This window comes from Shewanella abyssi (genome assembly GCF_023284025.1).
Lineage (GTDB): Bacteria > Pseudomonadota > Gammaproteobacteria > Enterobacterales > Shewanellaceae > Shewanella > Shewanella abyssi.
The window spans coordinates 1-15,656 of sequence record NZ_JAKIKR010000075.1 but is presented as its reverse complement, the minus strand read 5'-3'; the positions used below and the strand labels follow the sequence as shown (position 1 = coordinate 15,656).

At 43.0% G+C, this 15,656-nt stretch carries 10 protein-coding genes, 2 rRNA genes and 1 pseudogene; 8 read left to right on the top strand and 5 right to left on the bottom strand.

Annotated elements, in window-relative coordinates:
• Positions 1 to 80 precede the first annotated feature (80 nt).
• Entirely contained in the window at positions 81 to 320 is a 240-nt protein-coding gene (locus L2755_RS20475; protein ID WP_428847820.1) for a type 1 glutamine amidotransferase family protein, read from the bottom strand.
• Positions 321 to 567: 247 nt separating this feature from the next.
• Positions 568 to 984: pseudogene (gene elbB, locus L2755_RS20470) on the bottom strand (isoprenoid biosynthesis glyoxalase ElbB); the annotation flags it as partial.
• 386 nt (positions 985 to 1,370) lie between these two features.
• Between elbB and polA the strand changes: the two are divergent.
• Entirely contained in the window at positions 1,371 to 4,124 is a 2,754-nt protein-coding gene (gene polA / locus L2755_RS20465) for a DNA polymerase I (RefSeq protein WP_248982524.1), read from the top strand.
• 663 nt (positions 4,125 to 4,787) lie between these two features.
• Here polA and yihA read toward each other — a convergent pair.
• Positions 4,788 to 5,450, bottom strand: coding sequence for a ribosome biogenesis GTP-binding protein YihA/YsxC (yihA, locus tag L2755_RS20460; RefSeq protein ID WP_248982523.1), 663 nt, complete (start codon positions 5,448 to 5,450; stop codon positions 4,788 to 4,790).
• 169 nt (positions 5,451 to 5,619) lie between these two features.
• Between yihA and L2755_RS20455 the strand changes: the two genes are divergently transcribed.
• From L2755_RS20455 to L2755_RS20425, 7 genes are all read left to right on the top strand, one after another.
• Positions 5,620 to 6,240: a c-type cytochrome gene (locus L2755_RS20455; RefSeq protein WP_248982522.1), complete on the top strand. Its 621-nt coding sequence runs from the start codon at positions 5,620 to 5,622 to the stop codon at positions 6,238 to 6,240.
• Positions 6,241 to 7,343: 1,103 nt separating this feature from the next.
• On the top strand, positions 7,344 to 8,021 hold the full coding sequence (locus tag L2755_RS20450) for a methyltransferase domain-containing protein (RefSeq protein WP_248982521.1): 678 nt from the start codon (positions 7,344 to 7,346) through the stop codon (positions 8,019 to 8,021).
• Between the two features lie 45 nt (positions 8,022 to 8,066).
• Positions 8,067 to 8,600, top strand: a complete 534-nt coding sequence (gene yihI, locus L2755_RS20445) for a Der GTPase-activating protein YihI (RefSeq protein ID WP_248982520.1) — start codon at positions 8,067 to 8,069, stop codon at positions 8,598 to 8,600.
• 100 nt (positions 8,601 to 8,700) lie between these two features.
• Positions 8,701 to 9,168: a DUF2489 domain-containing protein gene (locus L2755_RS20440; RefSeq protein WP_248982519.1), complete on the top strand. Its 468-nt coding sequence runs from the start codon at positions 8,701 to 8,703 to the stop codon at positions 9,166 to 9,168.
• A gap of 263 nt (positions 9,169 to 9,431) precedes the next feature.
• Entirely contained in the window at positions 9,432 to 10,808 is a 1,377-nt protein-coding gene (gene hemN, locus L2755_RS20435; protein ID WP_283102894.1) for an oxygen-independent coproporphyrinogen III oxidase, read from the top strand.
• Positions 10,809 to 11,065: 257 nt separating this feature from the next.
• Positions 11,066 to 12,853 (top strand): DUF885 domain-containing protein, encoded by a 1,788-nt coding sequence (locus L2755_RS20430; RefSeq protein ID WP_248982518.1) that lies wholly within the window; start codon positions 11,066 to 11,068, stop codon positions 12,851 to 12,853.
• A 112-nt stretch (positions 12,854 to 12,965) separates the two neighbouring features.
• Positions 12,966 to 13,940, top strand: coding sequence for an alpha/beta fold hydrolase (locus tag L2755_RS20425; protein WP_248982517.1), 975 nt, complete (start codon positions 12,966 to 12,968; stop codon positions 13,938 to 13,940).
• 487 nt (positions 13,941 to 14,427) lie between these two features.
• Here L2755_RS20425 and rrf read toward each other — a convergent pair.
• A 5S ribosomal RNA gene (gene rrf, locus L2755_RS20420) occupies positions 14,428 to 14,543 on the bottom strand.
• A gap of 195 nt (positions 14,544 to 14,738) precedes the next feature.
• Positions 14,739 to 15,656 (bottom strand): 23S ribosomal RNA (locus L2755_RS20415); the annotation flags it as partial.

The window sequence follows — 15,656 nt, the reverse complement described above, 5'->3', positions numbered from 1 at the left end:
ATAGACTAATCTGACCTTGCTGAACAATGCTTATACCCAAACCTCTTGGGTATAAGCCTAATATACCAATTAAGTCATGCTTAGCACTCCGCCACCAGCTTAGTAATGCCGTTATGCGCGTCGACGATATTGTCCGCTAGCATGTAAGCCGGAGTGCTCACGACTTTATTAACTGTATCAACCACAATAGCGTCAACCTCAGCCACTTGGTGGCGCCCTCCTTGCTTTTCAAACGCGGCTGCGGTGTCGACATCAGAGCCGATAGTCCCCAGCACCCCGGCCTCATAACACTGCGGGATCATGACTGGCGAGATACACACATACCCATCCTACTTGAAGATGCTCGTTTCAGAGGCGTTGCGCGAGTTCAATTCTAGGCGCGTTAACGTAGAAATGGTTATTCCCTTTTAAATTAATGCAACAACAAAGTGGGCTTGCACAGCGCCTTCTGCGATGGGTTTTAATGGGCTTTACTCTGTGTTATTGATTTTACTAAGGGAACGACCATTAGTGGTAATCAATGTCTTGATTAAAGCCCATTAAATTCCCACTGAATCCTGCATCTTCAGGCAAGATGGGTATTAAGCCCACTGGCTTCTTAGCTTGGGTAAACTGGCTAATAAAATGTTTTACACTAGGATCGATAATATGATCCGCCCCCGCTAAAGCAAAATTACAAAGATTTTTGGCCGCACCAAAACCACCCGGAATAATTAGCGCGTCGAATTCGTCAACATTCAGCTCGATAACAGGCTTCACATCTCCACGAGCAATTCTTGCTGACTCGACTAGGACATTGCGACTATCGGCTTCATCAACCTCACCAGTAAGATGGTTTACCACGTGCAACTGGGTAATATCCGGTGCAAAACATTGGTAGCTAGCGCATGAACCAGCGCTCTCTCATAAGGTTAAAACAGACTCATGTAGCTCCGTGCCATCGAAGACACCACAGCCACTCAAAAGAACTGCGACTTTTTTCATTAAAATCTCCATTTATATATCATATTGTTTTAACAAAATTGCAATAAACCACTTGATCAGATTGATTATCGTGCTAAGTTAGCACTGCGCTATATCAAACGGTGATTATTTGACCAAGGAATAGGTTTCTAATGTAAGTAAAAATAAAAAGTCCACATTTCTAATTTAATTATCCAAAATAACACCCACTTCACACAATTAGATTTTATCGCTAATTTTCATACGCTTATGCTTTTCATTTTTGAATGGTGAAAATCGCTACGTTTCAGCTCGCCTGTTTCATGCACAGAGTTATCCACAGGTTCATCCATATTTATCCGTGGCTGAAACAGCCCTGATATGGCATGCTAGCGCCATCATCGAAATGCGATAAACGAATACCTATTATGCCTAAAATTGCCGACAACCCTTTAGTTCTTGTGGATGGTTCTTCTTACCTTTACCGCGCCTACTATTCTCCGCCACATTTGACTAACTCTAAAGGTGAAGCAACCGGTGCAGTCTACGGTGTGATCAACATGCTACGCAGCCTTTTAAATCAATACAAACCTAGCCAAATGGCAGTTGTATTTGATGCAAAGGGTAAAACATTCCGTAATGACATGTATTCGGAATATAAAGCCCAACGCCCGCCAATGCCAGACGATCTCCGTAGCCAAATTGCGCCGTTACATGAGCTCATTAAGGCGCTCGGCTTACCACTGGTGTGTATCTCAGGTGTTGAAGCCGATGATGTTATCGGTACGATTGCAACCCAAGCCAGTAAAGAGGGCCGAGCGGTATTAATCAGTACTGGCGATAAAGATATGGCGCAGCTGGTCGACGAGAATGTCACCCTAATCAATACCATGACCAATACCGTAATGGGCCCAGCTGAAGTTACCGAGAAATTCGGTGTCGGCCCAGAGCTCATTATTGACCTGCTCGCACTTCAGGGCGACAAGGCCGATAACATCCCAGGCCTGCCTGGCGTTGGTGAAAAAACCGCGTTGGCGATGTTAACTGGCGTTGGCTCTGTCGCTAATATTTTAGCGGCACCGGAAAAAATGCCAGAGCTTGGCTTTCGTGGCTCAAAAACAATGCCCGCTAAGATTATTGAGCATGGCGATATGCTCAAATTAAGTTATAAACTCGCCACAATTAAACTTGATGTAGAGCTTGAGCAAGACTGGCGCACCATGGACATTGAGCCAGCAAACAAAGATGAGCTGATTAAGTGCTATGGCAAAATGGAGTTTAAGCGCTGGTTAGCTGAAGTGTTGGATAACAGATCAAGTTCTGCAGCGGTAAACGATGATACCGATGAAGTCGTAGTAAAGCAGGATATCACTGCCGAATACGAGACTATCCTATCGGTCGAGCAGCTGGATTGCTGGCTAGAAAAGCTTAATAAAGCAGAGCTTATCGCCATCGATACAGAAACAACCAGCCTCAACTATATGGACGCTGAACTTGTCGGTATCTCATTTGCGATAAAAGCAGGCAAAGCCGCTTACTTGCCATTATCACATGACTATATTGATGCGCCTGAGCAGCTTGATAAAGCAATGGTGTTTGAAAAGTTAACCCCGCTGCTAGAAAACGAAGCCATCAAGAAGGTCGGGCAAAACTTAAAGTATGACATCAGCATTTTCGCTAACGCCGGTATTACCTTACGCGGCGTACAGTTCGACACGATGCTTGAGTCATACGTGTTTAACTCTGTAGCCTCAAAGCATAATATGGACGACTTAGCGCTTAAGTATCTTGGCCATAAAAATATTAGTTTTGAAGAGATTGCCGGCAAAGGGGTTAAACAGATCACCTTTAACCAAATTCCACTTGATATCGCAGCGCCATATGCCGCGGAAGATGCTGACATTACCCTAAGACTGCATCAGCATTTGTGGCCTAGATTAGAGAAACAGCCTGAGTTAGCAAGTGTCTTCACCGATATTGAGCTGCCGTTAATTAACATTCTGTCGACCATTGAACGCCAGGGTGTGCTCATTGATAGCATGCTTTTAGGTCAGCAAAGCGAAGAGCTGGCACGCAAGATTGATGAACTACAAAGCAAAGCGCATGAGATTGCAGGCCAGCCATTTAACCTCGCTTCACCTAAGCAACTACAAGTGCTATTTTTCGAGAAGCTTGGCTACCCAGTGTTAAAGAAAACACCTAAAGGTGCACCTTCAACAGCAGAAGAGGTGCTCGTTGAGCTTGCATTAGACTATCCGCTGCCGAAGATCATTCTTGAGCACCGTAGTCTCGCCAAACTGAAGAGCACTTACACTGACAAGCTGCCGCTAATGGTGAATGCGAAAACAGGACGTGTTCACACCAGTTATCATCAAGCGAATGCTGCTACAGGCCGTTTATCATCTAGTGAACCTAACTTGCAAAATATCCCGATTAGAACCGAAGAGGGTCGTCGTATTCGCCATGCGTTTATCGCCCCTGCGGGGAGAAAAATTCTCGCGGCCGATTACTCGCAAATTGAACTACGTATCATGGCACACCTATCTCAAGATAAAGGGCTGCTGACCGCCTTTGCTGAAGGAAAGGATATTCATAAAGCCACAGCAGCTGAAGTGTTCGACGTCGATTTCAGTGAAGTCACCACCGATCAACGACGTCGCGCTAAAGCGGTAAACTTTGGCCTAATCTATGGCATGTCAGCATTTGGCTTAGCTAAGCAACTTGATATTCCACGTACAGAAGCTCAGCAATACATAGACACTTACTTTAAGCGTTACCCCGGTGTGTTGAAGTATATGGAAGAAACGCGCGCCATAGCGGCTGATCTTGGCTATGTGTCGACTCTGTACGGCCGTCGTCTATATTTGCCTGCCATTAAAGATCGCAACGCCATGCGTCGACAAGCAGCAGAGCGAGCCGCGATTAATGCGCCAATGCAAGGTACTGCTGCCGATATCATTAAGAAAGCGATGATAGATGTCGCCAAGTGGATTGAAACAGAGACTCAAGGTGAAATAACCATGATCATGCAAGTACACGATGAATTGGTGTTTGAGGTCGATGAAGCACAAGCAGAGACACTGCAAGTCAAGGTATGTCAGTTGATGGCAGCAGCCGCCAAGCTCGATGTTGAGTTACTCGCAGAAGCTGGTGTCGGCGACAACTGGGAACAAGCACACTAAAATAGCCTAAACAGGTTAATGTGCATTCAGTTGGTCGCCTCACCGACCAACTGAAATCCTTTTTTCGCAAAACCTATCCAACGATACCCTTTTCCCCTATTAATACTTCAACATCATCCACCACGTAACTGCTCAAATAAAAAGCGGTATAAATCTATGTTTTTAAATCAGTAATATGAAATATATAGATCATTTAGTGTGTTTTTATTGAACAAACCTTGAGATCCGCATCACATTATTGTGTCTTTTTTACAGAAACAGTTTTTCATAATACGGTTAATAGGGTAATATTCTCTGCGTAGGGTACAGAGGTTAAGATGTTCTATCTTTCAGACCTTTTTTAAATTCGCTAATTTGAAGTGAATTGCCAAATTATGGCGCCCCAGCAAATCTAATTTGCTGGGGCTTTTTTTCGCCCAAAATTCAATTTAGAGTAATTACTTTAATTCGTTTAAAAAAAGAGTTATCATCTATCCATTAAGTGCTACCAATATCGTTTGGTAGGTCTTGAGTCTTGTTGAATTTAGCTTCTCCCCAAAAGAGCTAATTTACGCCGATGGTTTATTCCGTCGGTTTTTTTTTGCCTGTAATAGCACTCCAGTCAATTCAAGCCAAAAAAAACGCCCCTAAATAGGAGCGTCTTCATCAACAAACGGCAGTAGTTTACTCGTCGGCAGCGGCCTCAGCCGCTATCTGTTGCATCAACCACTCTGGCTTGCACCACGCATCGAGAATGCTAAGCGCTTTATTTTTACCTATGCCCTTGAGCGATGAGAACGGTTCGACCTTTACCGCATCCTTATCAAAATGGCTTAGCTTCTTACGCACTTCATTGACCATCTTCATCCTGTCACTTTGACCTAACTTATCGGCCTTAGTTAACAGTGCTAACACAGGAATGTGGCTTTCTACAGCCCACTCAATCATTTGCATATCAAGATCTTTAAGCGGATGGCGAATATCCATCAACACGACCACGCCCCCTAAACAATTACGCTTTAATAAATATTCACCTAATGCTTGCTGCCATTTTTTCTTAAGCGCCAAAGGAACTTGAGCGAAACCATAACCTGGCAAATCCACTAAACGGCGATGCTTATCGAGTTTAAAAACGTTAATAAGCTGGGTACGGCCTGGCGTTTTGCTGGTACGGGCAATCTTTTGCTCCGTCAGTAAATTAAGCGCACTAGACTTGCCCGCGTTCGAACGACCCGCAAATGCTATCTCTACCCCAACATCACCTGGGAGGTATTCATTTAAGTGTGCGATGTCTGGCGCACTAATTAAAAACTCAGCTTTACGGAAATCGATACGAGATTCACTCACAATTAACTCCAAAATTTTATCAACTAACTTTGTTAAATATCGAAGAGTTGCTTACATTTTCACAATTTCGTGTAAAATATTACCTCGATCACATAAAATACATTTTATCACGCTTGCGGGTCTCCCTAGTAAGCCCATGACAAATATTTTAATAAGAAGTTGGAACGCCATGAAAAAGTTAGCTCTTGCGCTGTCTGTTTTAGTCACAATGTCTTCACCAGTAATGGCCGAAGGTAATGCTGAAGCCGGAAAAACTAAAGCCATTGTTTGTTCTGCTTGTCACGGTGTTGACGGCAATAGCACGATAGACATGTACCCTAAACTTGCAGGTCAACAATCAACCTATATCGAAAAGCAACTACATGATTTCCGCAGTGCGGCAAAATCAGCTGGTAAAGAAGGCCGCGCCGATCCAATCATGGGCGGCATGGCAATGATGCTTAGTGATGAAGACATCACTGATATCGCTGCATTCTATTCTAGTCAAATAAAGCAAGTTATCGACGTTAAAGACGTTCCTGCTTTAGGTGAAGAGCTATACAAGGGTGGTGACTCAGCTCGCGGCATCACTGCATGTATTGCTTGTCATGGACCTGAAGGTAAAGGTTCTGAAGCTGCCGGCTTCCCTGATGTTAGCGGACAACACGCCAATTACATCAAGATCCAGCTAAATAAGTTCCACGATACAAATCGTAACAACGACTTAAATGGCATGATGCAAGACATCGCTAAAAAGCTAAATGCTACCGATATGGACGCATTATCTAAATATATATCAAGCCTTAAGTAAATATTAGTTAATACTAAAAGGACAGCAACGCTGTCCTTTTTTATTTAACATCGTTAACGTTTACGTAAACTGCCCGCAAAAACAGACTTGACAGCGATCACAGATTTCGGTTTAATGAGCCCCGTACCGAGATGAACCCAACTGTTAGTACAAAATTTATTTAATAATAACTTTCAGATTTCGGTATTTATACATTTAAGATATAAGAATAAATTAACAAATAATAATAATATGATTGAGACCACTCACTAAAAATAATAAGAGTAGAGATTTCTGTTTGAAGTCCAGGTCGTAAGAATTTTAGTAAGGATTTTGGTTAGGAAGGCCAATACGCTATTTAGCATTTACCTTACATTCAGAGAAACGCGCACCAATAGGAGAATGTTTGTAGGATACAAACATTGGCAGAGGAAGCTAATTGCTTTGGATGCACTCGCTGGAAGCTTGTTTATCACTGGAAGATACTTAGATACAACTAACATGGATGGTTACTTAGGCGTCATTGATGGACGAAGAATTGAGATGTGTCATAAAGACCATCTACGGAAACTGTGGTCAGGAAGACAACAGGATTAACATAAAGTGTCAGGAAGACCACAAACTAAAAAAATAATTGCACGGAAAGCAATCAAAAAAATAAGATGGATATTGACCGGGATAGTCACTAGCAAGTATGGATACTTGAAATAAGAATTGGTGCTAATTGCACTTTATAGGCGACAGTTTATCTGTCGCCTTTTTTATTGCTCAAAAAAGCGTACCCACAGTATTCTATTCTTGTTTAAGACCCAAACAGCCGCAGAAATACTGTTTCAGCATCACGTTAATTGCTGCTACCTCACGGTTATATACCCGTATGGTGACTGCACAGCATTAGTGATATGAAACATTGTCCCAATCACAGCCTTACCCTGCGACTCGACGAAAGCTCAGAAACATGCACTTTGAAGTAGAACGGGTATATACTCACAAAAGTCCCTTTAAACAATTGGTTTATATGTTGATATCAATTCAAACTCCTTGTTGGCGATTTCCCATAAACCCATATATTCATCAATTGCTTCCCCTACCTTTCATACATTGATTTAAGAGGGAGTCGTTATATGCGCCGATGCCCGTTGTGCCTTAGTGGCCACTGCCAACTGTTCTTTGAAGATAGAAAGCGTTGTTTATACCGCTGCCATCAATGTGAACTGGTATTTGCTGATGCTAACTCACACTTACCACCGAATGCCGAAACCCAGAAGTACCGCCTTGCGAACAACAAAAGTAAATTGTTATCACGGTTCATGTTTGATCTAGTATCTCAATGCGAAACCGGAGAGCAAGCATTGCTCGGTCTTAATTTCGGCAGAACCTTAGATCCCAAGAGTTTGCAAAGAGTGACAAAGCGTGGCCATCAAATTAACCAATACGACCCTAGCATTGCACCTTGGAATAAAGAGTTAAAACAGCAATACGATTTCATTTGCTGCTATCGCGTTTTTGAACATTTTAGGTTTCCCAGAAAAGAGTGGGGACTGCTATGTGAACTAATCAAACCCGGTGGCTGGATTGCGATTAACACGCCTTTACTGACCGATCTCACGAGATTTGATAAGTGGCACCACAAAAATAATTTAACCCACGTTAGCTTCTATAAGCAGCAAAGCTTCCAATATTTGGCTGATAAAGTCGGTTTTAAGCTATTATTTGCAGCAAATGATCTCATTCTGGTGCAAAAACCATCAGGATCTGGTATAACACGCGACCAAACTTCAATTGTTGATAGAGATTTTTAATTTTGTCAGCAGCAGAGTCATTTAAGTTATCGAGATAAGTGAATCATGTCCCGTAGTAAGAAATCACGTAAGAGCAACGAGAATGCTCCCAAATTAGCCCCGAGAACAAAGAAACAAGAACGCGTTCTCGCTGGTAAAAAACAAGTTGCTGGTAATAAAGCGGGCAGTCGTCATAACGCTTCGATGATTGAAAGCCAGGCCAACGGTGGCAGCGCTAAAAACAGCGACCCTCGTCACGGTAGTAAAAAGCCTGTTCAGCTTAATATCGTTAAAGAGAAGAAGGTAGAAAGCAAGCCGAAAGGGCCAAAGCTATCTGATGAGCAAAAACTATTAAAGCTAGAGGAAGATCCGCGTCTAAACAGTCTGCTGGATATGCTTGAAGAGGGTAAAAACCTAGCTCAAGATGATCAAAAGTGGTTAAATAAACAATTAACCCAAATTGAAACTCTTCTAGATAAGCTCGGTTTAATCGAAGAAGTAGAGCAGCCTCAACCAAAGAAAGCCGTCAGCGATGACGACCTCTTCGACAAGTTCGAATCTGGTGCAGATCTTCTTAAAGATTTTCAACAGAAAGACTAGTCCCTAGCGGCAAAGCTCCTAATATGGCATCTTAATTGATGCCATATTTTTATCTGATACTAGAATATCAACGCTCTGTACTAATACAACAGGATTACGCATGACCACTGCTCTTATTGTTATTGCCTTTTTTATTATCGTTATGCTGACCACCTATGCTACTTACCTGCTGACCCGGGTTCGAAAGCAAAGCCAAGCCAAAGTATTGAAGCAACAAGAACAGCTAGCGACAGCTAAAGCAAAATCTGAAGAGTTACTCGATAGTATTCGCTATATCGCAACAGCGATGCTCGAAGACCGCTGTGAGTTATCAGAAGGAGTTATGCGTATCGCTAAACTGTTTAATTTAGTTGGTATGTCTGAGTTAGTTAGCGAAAAGTACCCAGCAACATTCAGGCATTTTGAAGTCATCAAAGAGCATCCAATTAAAGAGAGTCGCACTGCACTGTCAAAAAAACAGCGTATGAAACTTGATTTCGCGCGAATAAAATCAGAAGGTGAACTAGAAGCGGAGATCCTTAAAGAAGCTAAACAACTGAGTGAATTCGACGCCGCCACACTGCATTAATCACAACGAACAGCTAAGGTTATAGCTTGCACATAGCCATATTGAATCCCTATCCAGATCTCAGTTATAGAAGATTTTATTAATATAGGGTGAGTCTGTCCACAAAATCTACTTAACAGCACAGACATAAAGTTTAAATTCAGCGATATTCTGTCGCTCTTTGTTACCCACATTTCAAATTTACAACATGGATCAAAGTTATTGCACAAATAACGATGCATACTTCACATGTTGCTAAATTACTATACGTTGGAGGATACGCCTTGAAGCAGCCCACCCAAATTAGTTGGGATCAGTCAATGATCGAGAAGTACAATTATAGCGGCCCACGTTATACCTCTTACCCGACGGCGCTAGAGTTCGATGATTCGTTTACCGAAGATAAATTGCTGACCTCCATTAAAAACAGCAAGAGTGATAAGCTTTCTCTTTATATCCATATCCCTTTTTGCGCCAAGCTTTGCTACTACTGTGGCTGTAATAAAGTTATCACTCGTCATCAACATAAAGCTGACCAGTATATTGAATATCTAGCCACTGAGATTGTTAAACGTGCGCCGTTATTCAAAAACTACTTAGTGACACAGATCCACTGGGGTGGCGGTACACCGACATTCCTAACTCCTGAGCAAATACTGACACTATCAGCACTCGTTAAAGCAAACTTTAACGTTGCCGAGGTCGGAGAATACTCGATTGAAGTTGACCCACGCGAAATTGAGCTATCGATGCTCGATACGCTAAAAGAGGCGGGTTTCAACCGCATCTCAATCGGTGTTCAGGATTTCAATAAAAAGGTTCAAATCGCTGTCAATCGTGAACAAGACGAGCAGTTTATTTTTGACCTAATGGCACGCGCTAAAGAGCTTGGCTTTGTTTCTACTAACATTGACCTTATCTACGGCTTGCCACATCAAACTCCAGAGACATTTGCTGAAACTATGCAGCGAGTTCTCGATCTTGATCCGGACCGCTTGTCTGTCTTTAACTACGCTCACCTACCATCGCGTTTTGCAGCTCAGCGTAAGATTAAAGACGAACATTTAGCATCTCCACAGCAAAAGCTAGATATGCTACATCAAACAATCGAAACCTTAACCGGTGCCGGTTATCAGTATATCGGTATGGATCACTTTGCTAAGCCAGATGATGAGCTTTCAATTTTACAAAATGAAGGTCGCTTACACCGTAACTTCCAAGGTTATACCACTCAAGAAGAGTGCGATCTACTTGGTTTAGGTGTGTCATCAATTAGCCAAATTGGTGATTGCTATGCACAGAACCAAAAAGACATTCGCCCTTACTTCGAATCTATCGATGCTAATGGCCACGCACTGTGGAAAGGTTGCGACTTAAACCGTGACGACGAAATCCGTCGTGTGGTCATTAAGCAGCTTATCTGTCACTTCGAACTTGATATGGCTCAGATAGAAGAAAAGCTTAACATCAACTTCGAAGAGTACTTTGTAGAAGACTTAAAACTGCTACAAACGTTTATCGATGATGAGTTAGTCAATATAACTGACAGAAAGATCACCATCAGCCCAACTGGCCGTTTGTTGATCCGTAATATCTGTATCTGCTTTGATGTTTACTACCGTGAGAAAGCAAGACAACAGCAATTCTCCCGCGTTATCTAACAAACATAAGCACAAAAAAACCGGCATTTGCCGGTTTTTTTATATCTCGAAAACTGTTTCGCTGTTGTCGTTTATAACGCTTTGCGTTCACTATCTGAAATACATAACTTCCCAATACAATTGGCCTTGCAAACGAGTAAGCTATATCCAACCCTCTTAATCACATTTGCTTTAACTTACCTACGTGACCTTTTGCATGACTATCGGCATAATCGAAAACAGAATAAAAACAGATCCATAACAAAAACGGATATAACATGTTTAGATACCTGCTCCCCTCCATTTTGATCATAGGTCTTAGCGGCTGCCAAACTGTTTCAACAGCAGCTACCAATCAAGTTACGGCATCAGCAAAACAACCCGTAAATGCACAACTTCAAACTGCAATCGACAGTGCATGGAAGATATCGTTAGATGCTAGCCCTGATTTAGCCTATTCATTAGGAGATCAATCAGCAGCGGGAAAACTGCAAGATCTATCTCCAACAGCTTTAAACTCGTTAAATCAACGCCACGTTGCTTTATTAAGCGAGATAAAGGCGATCAATAGATCAGAGCTAACTGCAGCCGATGTTATCAACGCTAAAATACTACAAGATCAAGTACAAAACAGCGTTGATCAATTTCGCTATAAAGACCACTACATCCCCTTGTCAGCCGAAAGTGGTTTTCACGCATATATCGCCTCTATCGCTAATGCTCGTTTTGCAAAACTAGAAGACTATCAAAATTATATAAACCAGCTAGAGGCATTACCTGCTTATTTTTCTCAGCAAACCTATTGGTTAAAGCAAGGCTTGGCATCAGGGATCACACCAGCCAAAGTCACTCTAAATGGATTCGAAACCAGCATAAGTGCCTTTATCGTAGCTGTAGAAGAAAGCGGCTATTTTAAACCATTCACCGAGTATCCAGAACATTTCAGTGATGCAGAAAAAATCGCGTTAACCAATCAAGGTTTGGAATTAGTCGAAAATACAGTGCTACCTGAGTATCAGGCTTTTTATGATTTTATGGTTAACGAATACATTCCAAATACGCGAACTGACATTGCTGCATCTAAATTGCCTGACGGTGTAGCGTTTTATGAAAACAGGGTTCGCTACTACACCACATTGGACATGACATCCGATGAAGTGCACCAGTTAGGCTTAAGCGAAGTTAAGCGTATTCGAGCTGAGATGGAGCAGGTTATTGAGGAGGTTGAATTTGAGGGCAGCTTTGCTGATTTCCTCCACTTCCTAAGAACGGATCCACAATTTTACCCTAAAACGGCAGACGAACTACTGAAAGAAGCAGCTTTCATCGCCAAAAAAGCAGATGCTATGCTACCTAAATACTTTGGCAAACTACCACGCCAGCCCTATGGTATTGCCCCGGTCCCCGCTGAAATTGCCCCTAAATATACTACCGGCAGATATTCAGGCTCTAACCGAGATGATGAACCAGGTTACTACTGGGTCAACACCTATGCACTTGATAAACGCCCACTATATGAAATGGAAGCCTTAACATTACATGAAGCAGTCCCGGGCCATCACCTACAAATATCATTAAATCGCGAACTAACCGAGCTACCGAGTTTTCGACGTTATAGCTACATCTCAGCATTTGGTGAAGGTTGGGGCTTATATTCTGAATATCTAGGGCTTGAAGCTGGATTTTATCAGGATCCTTACAGCAACTTTGGTCGATTGACCTATGAAATGTGGCGCGCTGCAAGACTCGTTGTCGACACTGGCATGCATGCAAAAGGCTGGCGTCGTCAGCAAGCAATGGACTTTATGGCAAGTAACACAGCCCTATCATTGCATAATGTGACCACTGAGATCGACCGCTACATCTCATGGCCTGGACAGGCCCTGTCCTACAAAATCGGTGAATTAACCATTAAACGTTTACGCGCCCAAGCAGAACAAGAACTAGGCGAGAACTTCGATATTAGAGCCTTTCACGATGCAGTGCTAGCAAATGGCTCTGTACCTATGACCATTCTTGAGCAGCAAATTAACGACTTTATAAAGCAACAGCAAGCAGCACCTTAAGCTAGCTTAATAAAATGGCCGCTAGTTGCGGCCATTTTATTATCAATTAGAATCCCATATAACAAAGGGAGTTTGATACACTTAAAACATCTTTATTCAATAGATAACCAACATGCCAAATGCTGCTGAACCCGCCATATCATCAAACTCTGTCTGCGCCTTTTCATCTGAGCACCACCTAAACAGCCCGGAGCAAACGGCATTTTGGCAGCAGGTAACACGAAATAGTTTTAAAACGAGTGACGGTTTATCACTAGCATATGCTTCGATTAGCCAACAAAATAGCAAAGGCACCATTGTACTAAGTAGTGGACGAGTTGAATCCTATTTTAAGTATAGCGAGCTAATGTTCGATCTTTACCGCCAAGGCTACGATTTGTTTGCAATTGATCATCGTGGCCAAGGTCTTTCCAGCAGAACAACGGTGAACCCCCATCAAGGACATATCGACAAGTTCCAGCGTTATGTCGACGACTTTGACGATTTTATGCACAATATTGTCAAGCCGGTTCAAGAGAGAGACTATTTTCTTGTCGGCCATTCAATGGGGGGAACCATAGGCACCTTGTACCTTGCACAGCACCCAGGCGTGTTTAAATCTGCAGTATTTTCAGCCCCAATGTACGGTATAAAGTTACCCCTACCGAAACGCTTCATTCGTAGATTAGCCTCACTATTAGATAACCACAGTAACCAGTATCCGAACTATGTATTAGGCGGCAAAGATTACCATGCTGCTGCATTTGAAAAGAATGATCTAACCAATAGTAAATTGCGTTATGACGATTATAGAGACCTCTATCAACAGCAACCTAGGCTACAGTTAGGTTCACCAACAAATCATTGGTTAGTGGAATCTATTGATGCTGGAGAAGATGCAATTAGGGCAGCACAAGACATTGATATCCCTTTACTAATACTTCAAGCAGAGGAAGACACCATTGTTTGTAATGCAGCGCAGAAACGGGCAAGTAGGGGTATGTGTAAGCTATTAAAAATTCCCTACTCACGACATGAAATTTTTATGGAACGTGATAAAGCCAGAAACACTGCGCTTACGGCTTTGCTTAACTTTATAAAAGCTTAAAGCGACATTAACAGTAACGATGCGAAGAGTCGTTAAGCCATAAACAAATGACTCAAAACCACAAATCGCACACTTAAAAAAACCGCTATGTTAGCAACAGGCTACTCACTCTCTTACGAAACCTATGTAGGAAAGAGTAGGCGCATGGGCATGTCGGCCACACTGCTATCAGTACCGATGTTAAGAGTTTTTCAGTCATCCACTAACCACTCAAAACCACAAATCGCAGACGTAAAAAAGCCCGTTGCGTTAGCAACGGGCTGTTCACTCTCTTTCGAGACCAATATTAGAAAGAGTCGGCGCCTGGAAATGATCTACTCTTTATTATCCTCGAAGGGGCGCATGGACATGTCGGCCACACTACAGTCAGTACAGATGGTATGAGCAGTAAAGTCATACACATAACGACTCAAAACCACAAATCGCAGACGTAAAAAAGCCCGTTGCGTTAGCAACGGGCTTGATACTCTCTTTCGAGAAATTAGGCGCCTGGAAATGACCTACTCTCACATGGGGAAACCCCACACTACCATCGGCGATACTGTGTTTCACTTCTGAGTTCGGAATGGGATCAGGTGGGGCCACAGCTCTATGGTTTCCAGACAAATTCTGCTTACTTTCAGTTTTCAAAAAACTAAAGGTAAAAAATTTTAGAAAGCTGAGTCTTCAGACGGTTATCATCTAAAAACTGAAATTATATTGAGTTAAACACACATTAAGTGTCTACTCTTTTCAGAGTAAGTTCTAATTCTGACTTCTGTCGAAACATCAGTCTCATACAAAACCCATTAGGGTTGTATGGTTAAGCCTCACGAGTCATTAGTACAGGTTAGCTCAACGCCTCACAACGCTTACACACCCTGCCTATCAACGTCCTAGTCTCGAACGGCTCTTTAGAGGAATTAAATTCCTAGGGATGACTCATCTTAGGACTCGCTTCCCGCTTAGATGCTTTCAGCGGTTATCGATTCCGAACGTAGCTACCGGGCAATGCTATTGGCATAACAACCCGAACACCAGCGGTTCGTCCACTCCGGTCCTCTCGTACTAGGAGCAGCTTCCTTCAATCATCCAACGCCCACGGCAGATAGGGACCGAACTGTCTCACGACGTTCTGAACCCAGCTCGCGTACCACTTTAAATGGCGAACAGCCATACCCTTGGGACCGACTTCAGCCCCAGGATGTGATGAGCCGACATCGAGGTGCCAAACACCGCCGTCGATATGAACTCTTGGGCGGTATCAGCCTGTTATCCCCGGCGTACCTTTTATCCGTTGAGCGATGGCCCTTCCATACAGAACCACCGGATCACTATGACCTACTTTCGTACCTGCTCGACGTGTATGTCTCGCAGTTAAGCTGGCTTATGCCATTGCACTAACCGTACGATGTCCGACCGTACTTAGCCAACCTTCGTGCTCCTCCGTTACTCTTTGGGAGGAGACCGCCCCAGTCAAACTACCCACCAGGCACTGTCCCGAACCCCGATTCAGGGGCCGCGGTTAGAACATCAAAACTACAAGGGTGGTATTTCAAGGTTGACTCCACATCATCTAGCGACAATGCTTCAAAGTCTCCCACCTATCCTACACATGTAGGTTCAATGTTCAGTGCCAAGCTATAGTAAAGGTGCACGGGGTCTTTCCGTCTAGCCGCGGGTATACGGCATCTTCACCGCAATTTCAACTTCACTGAGTCTCGGCTGGAGACAGCG

Bases quoted from the DNA above. Each gene is read 5' to 3' on its own strand.
- L2755_RS20455 (WP_248982522.1), top strand. From the start codon at position 5,620: ATGAAAAAGTTAGCTCTTGCGCTGTCTGTTTTAGTCACAATGTCTTCA.
- L2755_RS20425 (WP_248982517.1), top strand. From the start codon at position 12,966: ATGCCAAATGCTGCTGAACCCGCCATATCATCAAACTCTGTCTGCGCC.
- L2755_RS20450 (WP_248982521.1), top strand. From the start codon at position 7,344: ATGCGCCGATGCCCGTTGTGCCTTAGTGGCCACTGCCAACTGTTCTTT.
- yihI (WP_248982520.1), top strand. From the start codon at position 8,067: ATGTCCCGTAGTAAGAAATCACGTAAGAGCAACGAGAATGCTCCCAAA.
- L2755_RS20430 (WP_248982518.1), top strand. From the start codon at position 11,066: ATGTTTAGATACCTGCTCCCCTCCATTTTGATCATAGGTCTTAGCGGC.
- L2755_RS20440 (WP_248982519.1), top strand. From the start codon at position 8,701: ATGACCACTGCTCTTATTGTTATTGCCTTTTTTATTATCGTTATGCTG.
- polA (WP_248982524.1), top strand. From the start codon at position 1,371: ATGCCTAAAATTGCCGACAACCCTTTAGTTCTTGTGGATGGTTCTTCT.